We start from the raw sequence: 14,977 nt of genomic DNA on the forward strand, positions 1-14,977 counted from the left end.
CGCTATGTATGTATTGTCGCTGTGCCGCGATATGGTGGCAAGCGGATTCACTTTGGAGAACGAGATGGTTAACCCGTATCGCGAACTTTTCTCTGCGCCCGGCACAAAAGGCTTTGCGCTGGCAGGCCTGTTGGCGCGAATGCCGCTGTCCATGACAGGCATCGGCATTATCACCCTGTTGTCGCAACTGCGCGGCAGCTATGCGCTGGCTGGCGCAGTCTCTGCCACCTTTGTCCTGACCTACGCGCTGCTGTCGCCGCAGATCTCCCGTCTGGTCGATCGTCACGGACAAGGCCGCGTGCTGCCTATCGCCACCGCCGTCAGCGTGATTGGCATGCTGCTTCTGCTCATCAGTTCCTGGTTGCAGGCCCCGGAGTGGACCTTGTTCATTGGCGCTTTGCTGGCCGGTTTCATGCCCAGCCTATCGGCGATGGTGCGAGCACGCTGGACGGCGATCTATCGGGGAGACACCCGCTTGCAAACCGCTTACTCGCTGGAAACCGTGCTCGATGAAGCCACCTTTATCGCCGGGCCACCGCTAGCTGTCGGGCTGTCTGTCGCGGTGTTTCCTCAGGCTGGCCCGCTGGCAGCCGCGATCTTGCTGGTGATAGGCGTGTTTGCGCTGGTGACACAACGCAGCACCGAGCCACCTGTGGCAGCAATGAGTACCAGCAACGAGCGTTCCGGTTCGGTGTTTAAACAGGCCAACATACGCCTGCTGACGCTGTTGATGCTCGCGATGGGCATCATCGTGGGCAGCGTGGATATCGTCAGCGTCGCCTTCGCCGCGCAGCGTGGTCAACCAGCGGCGGCCAGTCTGGTCTTGTCGGCTTATGCTGTAGGTTCCTGTCTGGCCGGGCTGCTGTTCGGCGCTCTCAAGCTACGAACTGCCCTGCACCGCCTGCTGTTGCTGGGCGGTTTGGCTACGGCAATCACCACGCTCCCTCTATTGTTCGTTGGCAGCATTCCCACGCTGGCGTTAGCCGTCCTGATCGCCGGGCTGTTCTTCGCTCCTACCATGATCGTGGCGATGTCATTGGTCGAGCGTCTGGTACCCGAGCACCGTCTGACCGAAGGCATGACCTGGCTGCTGGCAGGGCTGAATATCGGCGTGGCGCTCGGCGCAGCGGTATCAGGTCACGTTGTCGATAACGGAGGCGCACGGGGTGGGTTCACCGTGGCACTGTGCGCTGGCGCGTTGGTGCTGCTGGTCGCACTGTGGGGCTATCTGCGTCTGCGGACAAACACCGCTTATCTTGCCAATGCCGCCTGACGGTGACATCACTCGTTTCCCAAGTTAAGGACTGAACCATGAGTACCTCTCCATCTATCCCAATAGCCACCGCTGCACAGCATCTCTGGCTGGCCGTCGTCGCGGTCGGCCTGGCGACCTTCTCTGTGGTCACAACGGAAATGCTGCCGGTCGGCCTGCTGAATCCGATTGCCGATACGTTGAATACCTCTACCGGAACCGCGGGTCTGATGATCTCGCTGCCCGCCCTGCTGGCGGCTCTGTTCGCCCCACTGGTGGTGATCGCATCCGGCGGCGTGGATAGACGCCGAATTCTATGCGGACTGCTAACGCTGCTGGCTATCGCCAACATCGCCTCGGCACTGGCACCGGATATAGGCTGGATGCTGGCGGCGCGTGTACTGGTCGGCTTTTGCATGGGCGGCATCTGGGCGATTGCCGGCGGTCTGGCTGCACGACTGGTTCCCGAGCGCGCCATCGGACTGGCGACATCGATTATCTTTGGCGGCGTCGCGGCAGCATCCGTGCTCGGAGTGCCATTCGGTACACTGATTGGCGATCTTATCGGCTGGCGCTGGGCTTTTGGATGTATGGCCATCTTTAGCGGGCTGGTGCTGATGTTCCACCTCGCCGTCATTCCTGCACTGCCCGTTACCCATTCAGTCACAGTGCACCAATTCGCTGAGCAGCTAGCCAACCGTAAGCTGCAAGTCGGGCTGATTCTGACGCTGTTACTGGTCGCCGGACACTTCATGGCCTTTACCTTCGTGCGCCCGCTGCTGCTCTCGGTATCGGGATTCGATGTGCGCTGGATTGGCGCACTGCTGTTCGCCTATGGCATGGCAGGCATCGTCGGCAATTTTCTGGCGGGCCTCATCGCGGCAAGGCGCACTGCGCTGGCCTTGATGGCGATCGTACTGGGGCTGTTGTTGACCCCGATTCTGTTCCTGACCATCGGTGCCTCACACATCGGCGGCGGCGTGGCGCTGCTGGCCTGGGGACTGGCCTACGGCGGCGTGTCTGTCGGGTTGATGACATGGATGATGAAGGCTGCGCCGCGCGCCGTGGAGATCGCCGCCGCGCTGTATGTTGGCATTTTCAATGTTGGCATTGCGTTCGGGTCATGGATTGGTGGTCAGGCTGTGGATAGCGCAGGGCTACTCACCACGCTTTGGCTCACAGGCGGATGTGCCGTTGGCGCCTTGCTGTTATCCCTGAGCATGGCGCGGATCGAAAACAACAAGATAGGATAATGAAAAAAAACCGCGAGCACCTTTTTCAGGTGTCTCGCGGTTTTTAGCGATGGTGTCAGCGCAAAAACGTAGACGTTGGAGGTCAGTTAACTCTGCTGGTTCAAAATTAATTGCCCGTTTCGGTCTACTGGAATTTGTGGACCAGGATCGCGATCCATGCGGATTTTACCCTGCTGGTCGCCGATTTTATAGGTGACATCATAACCCAGAACTTTTTGTGATTTGTCGTACACCGTCTGACAGCGCTGTTGCTGCGTCGTGTACGTATCATTTTCCTGCATACCGCTTTGTACACGGTTGCCGGCATAACCACCTGCCAACGCGCCCGCTACCGTCGCGATATCTTTACCGCGTCCGCCACCAATCTGGTGACCCAGAACCCCACCCGCGACAGCACCCAGCACCGAGCCAGCAATCTGGTTTTCATCCTGTACCGGACGACGATGCGTCACGCTCACGTTACGGCACTCCTGACGAGGCGTTTTAACCGTTTCTTTAATTGGTGTTGCTGTTAGCACCTGTGCAAACTGAGGTTTAGAGGAAAATACATCCATACTCGCCACCGCCGCCACACCCAATGCCGCAGCCACACCAATACCTACACCCGCTAACATTGATTTGTTCACAGGATACCTCCCGAATCTATTCTCACGCATTCCCCACCTGCAATCCTGCCGTAAGATTTGCTTTACGCCAGCTCGCGTTTAACGCGATGAATCCGATGGTTCCTTCTGAATGTCAGCATTCAGAATTTTCGACGTGCGTGCTACGCCATCTGTAAACAGTGGAAAGTCTGCACAATGTTTCACACTCTCGCAATAAGACTAACTAACCAAAAGTGTCAGATTCGTAACATAAAAGCGTCATTTGGGAATTATCTTAACTGGAATTGCTAATAGGACGATATTTTATACTGTTATTTCAGGAACTCAGTAATACAGCGAATAGAGGTACGGCTAAGGGACACCGTCTTGTGAATGCGCTGGTGGGAGGCACGTTTTTTCGAGAGAGCCAAAGTAAGCCGATGATAAAAACAATACAGGCATGAACTCACGTTCACGCCCGTATCAGAAGGATGTCAATCGTTGTGGATTAATGCAATTTGAGGCGCGGGCGAATCACCCGGTTGATCCCACCAACCAGCATCATCAGGCCTGTTTTCACATAGCCATGCAGGGCAACCTGATGCATGCGATACAGGGAGATATACACGAAACGTGCAATCCGCCCTTCTACCATTACGGAGCCCCGCATCAGGTTCCCCATCAGGCTGCCAACCGTACTGAATTTAGACAGCGAAACCAGCGAGCCGTGATCTTTATAGACGTAAGGTTTCAACGTCTGTCCGTTCAGCAACGCGATGATATTGCTGTGGCAGCGTGATGCCATCTGGTGAGCCGCTTGCGCACGGGGTGGTACGAAGCCGCCGCCTTCCTGCGGACAGGAGGCACAGTCGCCGATGGCGAAAATATTAGGATCGCGCGTCGTCTGTAGCGTCGGTTCAACCACTAGTTGGTTAATCCGGTTTGTTTCCAGACCTGCAATCTCTTTCATCGCATCCGGTGCTTTGATGCCCGCCGCCCAAACCATCAGGTCGGCTTCGATAAATTCACCGTCCTTCGTATTCAGACCGCCGCTTTCGGCGCTGGTCACCATGGTTTTCGTCAATACACGAACACCAATATTGTTCAGTTCCTGATGTGCTGCCGCGGAAATACGCGGCGGCAGCGCAGGTAAAATACGCTCACCCGCTTCCACCAGCGTGACGTTCAACGTTTGGTTATCCAGCCCGTCAAAGCCGTAACTGTGCAGCTGTTTCACCGCATTGTGCAGTTCCGCAGACAGTTCAACGCCCGTCGCACCGCCGCCCACAATCGCGATATTCACTCGCTCTTTTTCATCCTGATTCGCCGTGAATTTCAGGAACAAATTCAGCATTTCATTATGGAAACGGCGGGCTTGCTTCGGGTTATCCAGGAAAATACAGTGATCTTTCACGCCCGGCGTACCGAAGTCATTTGAGGCACTGCCTAACGCCACCACCAAAATGTCATACGGGATACGACGCGCCGCAACCAGAACGTCGCCTTGCTCGTCACACACTTCGGCCAGTTGGATCTGCTGCTGCTCACGGTCGATATCCGTCAGCATGCCCAGTTGGAACTGGAAATAGTGATTACGGGCGTGCGCCAGATAGCTTAGCGCATCCATATCGTCGTCCAGCGAGCCGGTCGCCACTTCATGCAGCAGTGGTTTCCACAGGTGGCTGTGGTTACGATCCACCAGCGTGATCTCCGCTTTTTTCTTGCGTCCTAACTTGTGGCCCAAACTTGTAGCCAGTTCAAGTCCGCCAGCTCCCCCGCCGACAATGACAATTTTTTTGGTTGGTGATGTCAAAATGACCCCCTAAAATGTGAACCAATGGTTAATAAAGAGTAAAAAATAATATCCTTATATAACATAGGGTTCGCGTAAGTTAAGCCTGATATCTGCAGCAAGAATAGCACGCTAAGTTATTTGGTCATACCAAAATTGATATATATCAATTTATTTTGTCACCCAGGTTTTTACCAAGAAAATTCCATCTTTATTTCAGTGAATTAGCGGAGGTCTGTGTGAAGAAAAAATGCTGAATCGTGCGTAAATGCGTCGCTACTCGCACTAAGGAAAGTAAATAAATCACGTTATTCCTCCTGATCCCCCCAAACGAAGGCATCAGAAGGAACGACTCGCGGTGATTAACACATCATCGCGCAGGCAGGCTTAACCCAGCGTTTTGAAGGCTTTGATCCGTTGCAAATGGGGGGAGATGCTTTTGAATTTATGCGTCTGAATGTCGTCCCAGACAATCTCGTAATACGCACCCAACATCTGCGCGCTGCGCTGGCTGTCGAGCATTTCATCATGACGGGAGAGCATCACCATGCAGCGATCGCGGTTCTTTTCACGAAAATTCGCTACGCACTTGGTGGCGATATCCACATACTCTTCTGGCCGATCGATTTTCCCGCCCATGTTTTCCTGCGGGAACAGGTTAGGATTGACGATGACTTGTCGTATGTCACACAGGAAACCTACCCGTTCTGCCCAGAAACCGCCCAACCCCACGCCGCAGATCAGCGGACGATCGTCGTCAGAATGCTGAATCATCTTGTCCACCTGCTTGAGCAGATGTTGCATGTCATGACGCGGATGCAGCGTGCTGTAGCTAATCAGCCGTACATCTTCATCAATAAACTGAAGCTGCAAGACCTTTTCATGGTTACCGGGACTGGTCGAGTCAAAACCGTGTAAATAGATAATCATCTTTCATCCTCACCACAGACTGGGTTGCCTATTTCTCGCCATTTTTATACCCGTCATACTTCAAGCTGCTTGTGCGTTGGCAATACTCGGCTCATTTCTGAGCCTCGCCCTGAAGGGCCGCCTCAAGCGGCGTTCAAATCGGCTAAGCCGATTTGTCCTTACTCACCCCAGTCACTTACCTAAGTAAGCTCCTGGGGATTCGCGCAGTTGCCGCGTTACAAGGCCATAAATGGGCCTTGCCCTAAAGGGTCAACGCAGAGCGTTGTTCAAAACGCTAACGTTTTGTCACGCAACTCGAATTATTTAGTGTATATGCGCCTGCCAGCGCTCACTGAGTGATGTGAGCGCCTGATTAGCCTGCTTCCAGCGCGGCGAATCCAGCAGTTCCCGACGAGAAAACGAACCCTGATGATATAAGCGCGTTAGTTGCTCCGCTTTGACCGGGGACAGGTTATCCAGCACGCTGACGGCGCCTTCCCGATGATTGCAGACCAGAATCATGTCACATCCCGCCTGCAGCGCCGCCTGCGCCCGCTCGGGGTAACTGCCCATCACCGCGGCACCTTCCATCGAAAGATCGTCAGAGAAAATAATGCCATCAAAGCCCAGCTCTTCACGCAGAATCGTTTTAAGCCAATAGGACGAACCGCTAGCGGGGTGGGGATCGGCCTCCGTATAAATCACATGGGCAGGCATGATCGCATCCAGTTGCTGACGCTGGATCAGCGCTTTAAAAATCGACATGTCGTGGGCGCGGATCTCCGCAAGCGGACGCGGATCGCGCGGCGTTTCTTTATGTGAATCGGCGCTGACCGCACCGTGGCCGGGGAAGTGCTTACCCGTAACCTTCATACCCGCGCTGTGCATGCCGCGAATAAAGCTCTGCGCGACTGCCAACGCCGTCTCTGGATTGGCATGAAATGAGCGCTCGCCAATTGCCGCACTCTGGTGACCGATATCCAGCACCGGCGCAAAGCTAATGTCGATATCCATCGCGATCATTTCTGCCGCCATCAGCCAGCCGCCCTCTTCCGCCAGACGCAAGGCTTCTGGTTCGCTATTTAATGCTGCGAAGGCCTGCGCGGCAGGCAGGCGGGTAAATCCGTCTCGAAAACGCTGAACGCGCCCGCCTTCCTGATCCACAGACACCACAAGACGTTCGCGCGACGCCGCGCGGATTTGGCGTACCAGTTCACGTAACTGCGCCGCATCATGAAAATTACGGGTAAACAGAATAACGCCGCCAACCAGCGGGTGTTCCAACACTTCACGATCTTCCGCATCCAGCTCATAGCTGGCGACATCTAACATTACCGGACCCACAAAAACCTCATTCTTTAGAGTGTACTGCTGAGTAAAATAACCACGACGACCAAAACCACACCGTCAGCCTGCCTGTAGCCGATAGCCTGATTGTAGCCGATGATAGAGTGCGGGAATGTCCGCTAAAAATTCAGGGTTCTTCGTTTGCTGCCAGCGTATCTCGAACCACATCAATACCAGATAATCGACCCAAGGGAACCACTGCCCCATCTGTTGCTGAAGGCGGCTCACAGAAAACCCTCGCCGATGTCTCTGGTAGCTCTGCAGAAAATACCTTTGCGCCATACTGTCCATCTGGCTGGCTCGCACAATGAGCGCCAGCTCAAAGGCAATATCGCCATCTGAGGCATATTCCCAGTCAATCAGCATCGTTCCTTGTGGCGTGATCAGCAAGTTTTCAGCATGCACATCCAGATGGAGAGGCGCCAGCGCCAAAGGCGTGGGCAACGGCGCTCGCTGAAAATAGTGGTGGGCGCGCAGCAGCGCGGGCGAACGGCGGCGCGGATCCATCAGTTGCCAGTGCTGAGCGAATAGCATTTTGAGATCGAGGGGGTGGCCGCTACGCGGCAGACGATGAAGCTGAGACAAGACACGCGCCACTTCACCATTAGCCAGCATCATCAGGAACTCATCAGACGTGGCAATGCGCCCCGGCACCCATTCGACAATAAGCCAACCGTCGCGCCACAGCAGCGGCTGTGGCGCAAGTCCTATCGCGGACATCTGCCGCAGCAGGGCGAACTCTCGCTGGCGATCGACGCCCATCTTTCGCTCGGTTGGCGACTGTCGACGCGCAAGCCATTCGATGCCCGGCCCGCGGATACGCCAGCTTTTACTACTCAATCCGCCAACCAACTCAAAGCGAATATCCGCTATCTCCACGGCAGGAAAATACTTCTGGATCGCCGCAGTCAGTTGTTGCTGGATACCTGCCTGCTTAATGCTGAACGGCGCCATTACCGGACCACACAATTTCGCCGGTCTGCACCAGCATCAGTTGCATGTCGATCTGCGGCGATTTCACATCACCACTGACGTCGCTGTACAGCACATACTGCGCGCTGACATAACGTGCCAGGCCAATCGCCTTGCTGCGCGATCCCAGGCTGTCGTCAACCGACAGACCCAGCGTTTGCTTCGCAGCGGCCAACTGCTCGCGCGGTACCAGCGTAAACGCCTTGCCTGAAGATAACGCGCTGTACAGCGCACCTGTCGCTTTCGCGATCGGCAGGGAACCGTTGGTATTGTTTTTCACACTATCCACCAGCAGTATGCTGCCCGGCGTGACGCCATCGGCTTTCAGCATCTGTGCCACCAGCGGATTAATGCTGGCTTCCCAGTTCAGCGTCTGGATTTTCGGCGGTTGCGGGACAGATTCCCCCGGCGGCGGCGTTGGCGTAGTTGGCGTAGTTGGCACTTGAGGCTCAACGGGCTCAATCGTCGCAGGCGGCTCAGTCGGTTCCGGTGGGCGGCTGGGGCACCCTGTCAGTACCAATGCCGCCAGTATCACACCTAGATACTTTTTCATATTTTCTCTCTCTGCACACCATTACAAAAACAGATGAAGGCGAACCTGACGCGCAGTGGGACTGCTGCGCGTTGAAAGCACCGTCATTTCCGTCTGTGGCGGGAGTTCAATGGACTGCACGTCTTCGAACGGCAGCACGTCCAGCCCGTTTTCATCATACCAATAGAAGCGGTAATGCACGGTCACCGCCTGTGAGGCGTCGTTGCTGACGACGGAAGAAGCACGCAGCCGACCCTTTTCTGAATCCAGCGACGGATTCCCCGCCGTAATGCCCGCCGACAGCACGGGGGCATCCAATACCAGCGTTTGCCGTTCATTGATGGTCAGCACCTTTGGCGCGCTACAGCCCGCCAGTAGTCCGGCTATCAAGCACGCGGATAGAAAAAGCATCGGGTTACGCATGATGTTCTCGCATGATGGTTTTCTCGCACGATAGTCTACCCATGACCATCGAACCTCGTTCTATAGAACCTGGTCTATAAGATCTAGTTTGCCAGCAAAGGCCCTAATGCGCGGCCACCCAACAGATGCATGTGGATGTGATAGACTTCCTGCCCGCCGTGTCGGTTGCAGTTAATGATCAGACGATAACCGTCATCTGCAATACCTTCCTGCTGTGCAATCTTCGCCGCAACCGTCACCATCCGTCCCAGTGCCGCTTCATGCTCAGGCGCCGTATCGTTAACGGTCGGGATCAGGACATTCGGGATAATCAGTATATGGGTTGGCGTACGGGGAGCAATGTCACGGAAGGCGGTGACCAGTTCATCCTGATAGACGATATCGGCAGGGATTTCCCGGCGAATGATTTTACTAAAAATGGTTTCTTCAGCCATGATTGATTTCCTTGTTAAAGCTGGCATTGAACGACGTCATGTAGGCAGTATGAGTGACATATTCCATTTCTTTCAACCTTCTTCGTCTATTTCTGGTGCGGTTGGTCAAAATACGACACCCAGAAAAATGATCGGCACGCTAGCCTTATAATGGAAAATGCGCGTTTGTTGCGACCATAAAAAAGGGGCTTTCGCCCCTTTTTACCACTCCCCAACAACACATCAGTGGTTACGGATGTAGTCGTCCATATCGGTTTTCAGGTTGTCGGATTTGGTACCGAAAATGGCCTGAACGCCGGAACCTGCTACAACCACGCCCGCTGCGCCCAGTTTTTTCAGGCCAGCCTGATCAACTTTAGCCACATCACCTACGCTAACACGCAAACGGGTGATGCACGCATCCAGGTTAGTGATATTTTCTTTACCACCAAACGCGCTAACCAGTGCGGCAGCCATTTCAGTGCTGTCCTGTGACGTTTGCTCAGAGGAGCTATCTTCACGGCCTGGCGTTTTCAGGTTCAGTTTCGCAATCAGAACACGGAAGATAGTGTAGTAAATCAGCGCATAGCACAGACCAACGATCGGGAACAGCCACAGGTTGCTACCGTTACCGCTCAGTACCACGAAGTCGATCAGACCGTGAGAGAAGCTCGTACCATCGCGCATACCCAGCAGGATACAGATTGGGAACGCCAGACCCGCCAGAATCGCATGGATCACATACAGGATCGGCGCAACAAACATGAATGAGAATTCAATCGGCTCAGTGATACCCGTCAGGAACGAGGTCAGCGCCGCGGAGATCATGATGCCGCCCACTTTCGCCCGGTTTTCTGGCTTAGCTGAGTGCCAAATAGCAATCGCTGCAGCCGGCAGACCGTACATTTTAAACAGGAAGCCGCCGGACAATTTACCTGCAGTCGGGTCACCAGCAATGTAACGAGGGATATCACCGTGGAAAACCTGACCCGCCGCATTGGTGAACTCACCAACCTGCATTTGGAAAGGTACGTTCCAGATATGGTGCAAACCAAACGGTACCAGAGAACGTTCAACGACCCCATAGATACCGAATGCCAACATCGGATTCTCATTTGCTGCCCAATGTGAAAACGTTTGGATAGCGCTACCGACCGGTGGCCATATGAAAGACAGCACCGCTCCGGTAACAATCGCCGTCAGACCGGAAATAATCGGCACAAAACGTTTACCGGCAAAGAAGCCCAGATACTCAGGCAGTTGAATGCGGTAGAAGCGATTAAACATATACGCGGCAATCGCACCGGCAATGATCCCGCCCAGAACACCGGTATCCGCCAGGTGCTTCGCAGTAATCTCGGCAGCCGGTAGATTAAGAACCAGCGGCGCAATCGCAGCCATGGTTTTGACCATGATGCCATAAGCCACCACCGCCGCCAGTGCGGAAACACCGTCGTTATTAGTGAAGCCCAGGGCAACACCAATAGCAAAAATCAGCGGCATGTTGGCAAACACCGAGTCACCGGCCTGTGCCATGACGCTGGAGACAATTTCAGGCAACCAGCTAAAATTGGCCGAACCGACACCCAGCAGGATACCTGCGATAGGGAGTACGGATACGGGCAGCATTAGCGACTTACCTACTTTTTGCAGGTTTGCGAATGCATTCTTGAACATAATTGAGTGTGCTCCTGAGTAATAGTGCTTTTACTTCTGATACTTCATATAAGCAAAGACGGGGAGGATGGCCTTTGCGAGTTGGGGTGTCTTAGCCCCCTTTAATTTTTACGCAGAGTAAAATAAATAGCGCCCACAATGTTTGATTGCTATCACGTTTCCACAAGCCAACAGGCTGAGTTCGAACAGATATTGCACTTTTTTGTGATATCTCGCTAAAAAACATGTCCCCTTGAAGAGGAAAAACCTGATCAAGGGGATTATGCAGCGCTATTAATTACACGGATAAAAAAAACTCGGCTATTCTCAGCCACTATTGCGCGGCGGTCAACCGAGCCGGATCGATGTGAAACAGGCGGGAGAAGTTTTCTGTCGTAGCGGCAGCGAGGGTTTCCAGCGATGTGCCTTTCAGCACGGCAAGGTATTCCGCGACATCGCGCACATACGCAGGCTGGTTTTCCTGACCCCGGAACGGAACCGGCGCTAACCAAGGGGAATCCGTTTCAATCAGCATCCGATCCAGCGGCACATAGCGTGCAACGTCACGCAGTTCCTCTGCATTACGGAACGTCACGATGCCAGAAAACGAGATATAGAATCCCATATCCAACAGCGCTTTCGCCGTCACTAAATCCTCGGTAAAGCAGTGCAGAACACCGCTGCATTTCTCCGCCTGTTCCTCACGCAGAATCGCCAACGTATCTTCACGGGCGGCACGCGTATGCACGATGACCGGCTTGTTCAGGTCATTGCCAATACGAATATGTTCACGAAACGATTCTTGCTGCTGGGCTTTCGTCTCTTGCTGATAGAAATAATCCAGACCCGTTTCCCCCATCGCCACCACGCGGCTGGCGCTGGCTAACTCACGCAGCTCGACATAATCATAAGGGGCTTTCTGATTAAGCGGATGAACGCCGCAGGAAAACGCCACGTTATCGCGCTCGCCGATTAACTCCAGCATGGCACGATAGCCGGGCAACGTAGTCGCCACCGCCAACAGGAAGCCGACATCGCGACGTTTCGCTTTCTCCAGTACGTCGGAGACATCTTTATGCAATGACTGATAATCCAGACCGTCAAGATGACAGTGGGAATCCACTAACAACATGATATTTACTCGATAGTAATTAAATAGAAAAAGGATGGCTGTCACGCTTAACCGACGACGCAAACGTGCGTTCCCCATCAAGCAGGCGTTCCGTTAGCAATAGCTCACGATTGACACCCGTGACGGTCAGCAATTTTTGTCGGCAGGCCAGCCACTGTTGCAGCTCATACTGCAAATGTGCAGCAGGCTCGCGCGCCAGACGCTCAACCAGTTCGATCTGATCCTGATTCACCCAATGCTCGCTCGCTCCCTGCTGCCATTTCATGGCATCCAACAGTAGCGAGGCCAGCCAGTGAATGCGGGTATCCGCATCGTCATGATTCAGCGGCGCAATCAGCGAAAGCTGATCCCGTGAAATCAACGCAGCAGAGAATGTCTGGCATAGCCCGATGCGCTGCTTCCACTGATCTGGCTGTAATAGCGCCTCGGCGGCTAGCGGCGCGCCCGATTGCAATCTCAATGCCGTGCGCAATGCCTTGCTGTCATGGCGATGGCGAGCATTCAGCCACAGCACGCTCTGTGTCTCACTCGGGACATCCAGATAGTGATACAGGCAGCGGCTGCGCAATGTGGCCAACAGACGGGCCGGTTCACGGCAGCCAAATAAAAAGAAGGTATTCTGTGGCGGTTCTTCCAGCGTTTTCAGCAGTGCATTCGCAGCCGCTTCTGTCAGTTGCTCAGCGGCAGCCAGCCAGATCACTTTTGCGCCGCCTTGTCGGGAGTGTTGATACACTTTTTCCACGACGTCACGCACCGGATCAACACCCAGACTCTGCTTGCCTTTCTCCGGGCTTAACACATGCCAGTCTGGGTGCGTTCCTGCGGTCATCAGGTTACAAGAGTGACACTTGCCGCAGCTTTTCATCCCATCAGGCTGCTGGCAGATCAGCCAACGGCTCAGCGCATAAATCAGCGACTCATCACCCATGCCCGGCAGCGCATGCAGCAACACCGCATGATGCCCCCTGCCCGCCTGATATTGGCCAATAAGCTGTCGATAGGATGCATTCAGCCACGGATACCAATCCATCAGCCCTGCCCCTGCGCAACAGGCTGCAACCCTTGTTGCTGCAACCACTGCTGTAGTGCTGCCTGAATATCCGCACTGACGGCATCAATCGATTGTGAAGCATCAATCGTCAGGATGCTGTCATCCTCCGCTGCCAGTTCCTGATAGCGGGAACGAGTACGTTCAAAAAACGCCAGCGATTCCTGCTCAATCCGATCCAGTTCACCTCGCTGACGGGCACGCTGCAAACCGATGGCGGGCGGCAAATCAAGATAGAGCGTCAGGTCAGGACGAAAATCCCCCAGCACGGTATCGCGCAGTGAACTCAGCAGTTGCTGATCGATCCCACGCCCCCCTCCCTGATAAGCCTGTGAAGAAAGATCGTGACGATCGCCAATAACCCATTGTCCGTTAGCCAACGCAGGCTTGATGACGTTATCCACCAGTTGAACTCTGGCAGCGTACAACATCAGGACTTCCGCTTTGTCGGTGACCTTCTCATCGGTCATACCTTGCTTGATAAGCTCACGTAGCTTCTCTGCCAGCGGTGTACCGCCGGGCTCTCGCGTGAACACCACCTCTTTCACGCCATGTGACCGCAGTGTTTCTACCACGATATTACGCGCGGTGGTCTTCCCCGCCCCTTCCAACCCTTCAATGACGATAAATTTACTGTTCATCCCGTTCCTTTAACGCTGAGCGGTATACCCTCACAGCACGATTATGATCTGCAAGGTTAGTGGTAAAGCTGTGTCCGCCTTTTCCATCCGCCACAAAATACAGGTATGACGTTTTGGCTGGATGCGCAGCCGCATCTAATGAGGCTTTTCCCGGCATCGCGATTGGCGTAGGCGGCAAGCCGGAAATAATATAGGTATTGTAAGGCGTCGGTGTGTCTAATGCTTTACGGGTTATCACGCCTTTATAGTCATCCCCCATGCCATAAATCACAGTGGGGTCGGTTTGCAAGCGCATGCCAAGCCGTAACCGATTGATAAAAACGGAAGCGACCTGAGTACGTTCTTCATTGATGGCCGTTTCTTTTTCAATGATTGATGCCATCGTCAGCAATTCGTCTGGCGTCTTATACGGCAATCCGTCTTCGCGCCCTTTCCATACCTCATCCACCGTTTTTTTCATGCGCTGATGCGCACGCTGCAACAGGGCGCTATCGCTCGTACCCGCCGTGTAGGCGTAGGTATCTGGATAAAACCAGCCTTCCGGATTCGTCTTATCGTTGATTTCCAACTGAGTGGCGATGTCCTGCTCTGTTTTATCGGCCAGTGCGTGTTTGATGTAAGGTGCCTGTTGCAGCGTGGTGAGCCACTCTTTCAGACGTGAACCTTCGACAAAACGGATGGAGAACTGCGCTTCTTTTCCGCTGGACAGTAATGCCAGCATCTCGCGTACGGTCATACCCGTAGTAAAGCGATACGTACCTGCTTTGAATTTTGCCAACTCGGGTTCGAGACGCAGCAGCCAGGGGAAAAATGCGCCATCAGTGATAATTTTCTGATCGAGAAGCAGTGTTTCCAGCCCTTCTCTTCCCGTACCGGCCGGAAGCGTAAAAATCGTCTCCTTTTCGATAGCCAATGGAGAACCAGCAAAACGCTGCATTTTCTGCCACGCTACCAACAACATCAGAACAACGGCAGCGATAATCAGCAAACCAACTTTCTTTTTCTTCATAAATCAACCATCTA

Annotated in this window: 15 protein-coding genes; 2 read left to right on the forward strand and 13 right to left on the reverse strand. The window is 54.1% G+C overall.

The window, feature by feature from the left end; all coding sequences use genetic code 11:
- Positions 1–64 precede the first annotated feature (64 nt).
- A complete protein-coding gene (locus WCT94_RS06960; protein ID WP_336868757.1) occupies positions 65–1,273 on the forward strand; it encodes an MFS transporter in 1,209 nt (402 codons plus the stop codon).
- Between the two features lie 38 nt (positions 1,274–1,311).
- Positions 1,312–2,505 carry an MFS transporter gene (locus WCT94_RS06965; RefSeq protein WP_336868758.1) on the forward strand — a complete coding sequence of 398 codons (1,194 nt, stop codon included), beginning with the start codon at positions 1,312–1,314 and terminating at the stop codon, positions 2,503–2,505.
- An 86-nt stretch (positions 2,506–2,591) separates the two neighbouring features.
- Here WCT94_RS06965 and WCT94_RS06970 read toward each other — a convergent pair whose 3' ends face one another.
- The 13 genes from WCT94_RS06970 to mltG form a co-directional block, all read right to left on the reverse strand.
- On the reverse strand, positions 2,592–3,131 hold the full coding sequence (locus WCT94_RS06970; RefSeq protein ID WP_100016671.1) for a glycine zipper 2TM domain-containing protein: 540 nt from the start codon (positions 3,129–3,131) through the stop codon (positions 2,592–2,594).
- A gap of 466 nt (positions 3,132–3,597) precedes the next feature.
- Positions 3,598–4,902 carry an NAD(P)/FAD-dependent oxidoreductase gene (locus tag WCT94_RS06975; RefSeq protein ID WP_180777881.1) on the reverse strand — a complete coding sequence of 435 codons (1,305 nt, stop codon included), beginning with the start codon at positions 4,900–4,902 and terminating at the stop codon, positions 3,598–3,600.
- A gap of 366 nt (positions 4,903–5,268) precedes the next feature.
- The gene (ycfP, locus tag WCT94_RS06980) at positions 5,269–5,811 is read right to left on the reverse strand and encodes an alpha/beta hydrolase YcfP (RefSeq protein WP_015840698.1); all 543 of its coding nucleotides are present in this window, start codon (positions 5,809–5,811) and stop codon (positions 5,269–5,271) included.
- A 303-nt stretch (positions 5,812–6,114) separates the two neighbouring features.
- Entirely contained in the window at positions 6,115–7,134 is a 1,020-nt protein-coding gene (nagZ, locus tag WCT94_RS06985) for a beta-N-acetylhexosaminidase (protein ID WP_336868761.1), read from the reverse strand.
- A 63-nt stretch (positions 7,135–7,197) separates the two neighbouring features.
- Positions 7,198–8,091, reverse strand: a complete 894-nt coding sequence (gene thiK, locus WCT94_RS06990; protein ID WP_336868763.1) for a thiamine kinase — start codon at positions 8,089–8,091, stop codon at positions 7,198–7,200.
- Positions 8,072–8,662: a penicillin-binding protein activator LpoB gene (gene lpoB, locus WCT94_RS06995; protein WP_336868765.1), complete on the reverse strand. Its 591-nt coding sequence runs from the start codon at positions 8,660–8,662 to the stop codon at positions 8,072–8,074. Before lpoB ends, thiK begins: the two co-directional genes overlap by 20 nt.
- Positions 8,663–8,683: 21 nt before the next feature.
- Positions 8,684–9,064, reverse strand: coding sequence for a YcfL family protein (locus WCT94_RS07000; RefSeq protein ID WP_336868766.1), 381 nt, complete (start codon positions 9,062–9,064; stop codon positions 8,684–8,686).
- 83 nt (positions 9,065–9,147) lie between these two features.
- Positions 9,148–9,498, reverse strand: coding sequence for a purine nucleoside phosphoramidase (gene hinT / locus WCT94_RS07005; protein WP_336868767.1), 351 nt, complete (start codon positions 9,496–9,498; stop codon positions 9,148–9,150).
- Between the two features lie 222 nt (positions 9,499–9,720).
- Positions 9,721–11,154, reverse strand: coding sequence for a PTS glucose transporter subunit IIBC (ptsG, locus tag WCT94_RS07010; RefSeq protein WP_336868769.1), 1,434 nt, complete (start codon positions 11,152–11,154; stop codon positions 9,721–9,723).
- A gap of 313 nt (positions 11,155–11,467) precedes the next feature.
- Positions 11,468–12,265, reverse strand: a complete 798-nt coding sequence (locus tag WCT94_RS07015; RefSeq protein WP_336868770.1) for a metal-dependent hydrolase — start codon at positions 12,263–12,265, stop codon at positions 11,468–11,470.
- A gap of 19 nt (positions 12,266–12,284) precedes the next feature.
- The gene (gene holB, locus WCT94_RS07020; protein WP_336868771.1) at positions 12,285–13,295 is read right to left on the reverse strand and encodes a DNA polymerase III subunit delta'; all 1,011 of its coding nucleotides are present in this window, start codon (positions 13,293–13,295) and stop codon (positions 12,285–12,287) included.
- Positions 13,295–13,954, reverse strand: coding sequence for a dTMP kinase (tmk, locus tag WCT94_RS07025; RefSeq protein WP_336868773.1), 660 nt, complete (start codon positions 13,952–13,954; stop codon positions 13,295–13,297). The genes holB and tmk overlap by 1 nt, the downstream gene beginning before the upstream one ends.
- A complete protein-coding gene (gene mltG, locus WCT94_RS07030) occupies positions 13,944–14,963 on the reverse strand; it encodes an endolytic transglycosylase MltG (RefSeq protein WP_336868775.1) in 1,020 nt (339 codons plus the stop codon). The genes tmk and mltG overlap by 11 nt, the downstream gene beginning before the upstream one ends.
- Positions 14,964–14,977: the final 14 nt, after the last annotated feature.

It is taken from the genome of Pectobacterium sp. 1950-15 (assembly GCF_037136835.1).
Taxonomy (GTDB): domain Bacteria; phylum Pseudomonadota; class Gammaproteobacteria; order Enterobacterales; family Enterobacteriaceae; genus Pectobacterium.

Bases quoted from the DNA above. Each gene is read 5' to 3' on its own strand.
- ptsG (WP_336868769.1), bottom strand. From the start codon at position 11,154: ATGTTCAAGAATGCATTCGCAAACCTGCAAAAAGTAGGTAAGTCGCTA.
- WCT94_RS07015 (WP_336868770.1), bottom strand. From the start codon at position 12,265: ATGTTGTTAGTGGATTCCCACTGTCATCTTGACGGTCTGGATTATCAG.
- holB (WP_336868771.1), bottom strand. From the start codon at position 13,295: ATGGATTGGTATCCGTGGCTGAATGCATCCTATCGACAGCTTATTGGC.
- mltG (WP_336868775.1), bottom strand. From the start codon at position 14,963: ATGAAGAAAAAGAAAGTTGGTTTGCTGATTATCGCTGCCGTTGTTCTG.
- WCT94_RS06960 (WP_336868757.1), top strand. From the start codon at position 65: ATGGTTAACCCGTATCGCGAACTTTTCTCTGCGCCCGGCACAAAAGGC.
- thiK (WP_336868763.1), bottom strand. From the start codon at position 8,091: ATGGCGCCGTTCAGCATTAAGCAGGCAGGTATCCAGCAACAACTGACT.
- WCT94_RS07000 (WP_336868766.1), bottom strand. From the start codon at position 9,064: ATGCGTAACCCGATGCTTTTTCTATCCGCGTGCTTGATAGCCGGACTA.
- hinT (WP_336868767.1), bottom strand. From the start codon at position 9,498: ATGGCTGAAGAAACCATTTTTAGTAAAATCATTCGCCGGGAAATCCCT.
- lpoB (WP_336868765.1), bottom strand. From the start codon at position 8,662: ATGAAAAAGTATCTAGGTGTGATACTGGCGGCATTGGTACTGACAGGG.
- ycfP (WP_015840698.1), bottom strand. From the start codon at position 5,811: ATGATTATCTATTTACACGGTTTTGACTCGACCAGTCCCGGTAACCAT.
- WCT94_RS06965 (WP_336868758.1), top strand. From the start codon at position 1,312: ATGAGTACCTCTCCATCTATCCCAATAGCCACCGCTGCACAGCATCTC.
- tmk (WP_336868773.1), bottom strand. From the start codon at position 13,954: ATGAACAGTAAATTTATCGTCATTGAAGGGTTGGAAGGGGCGGGGAAG.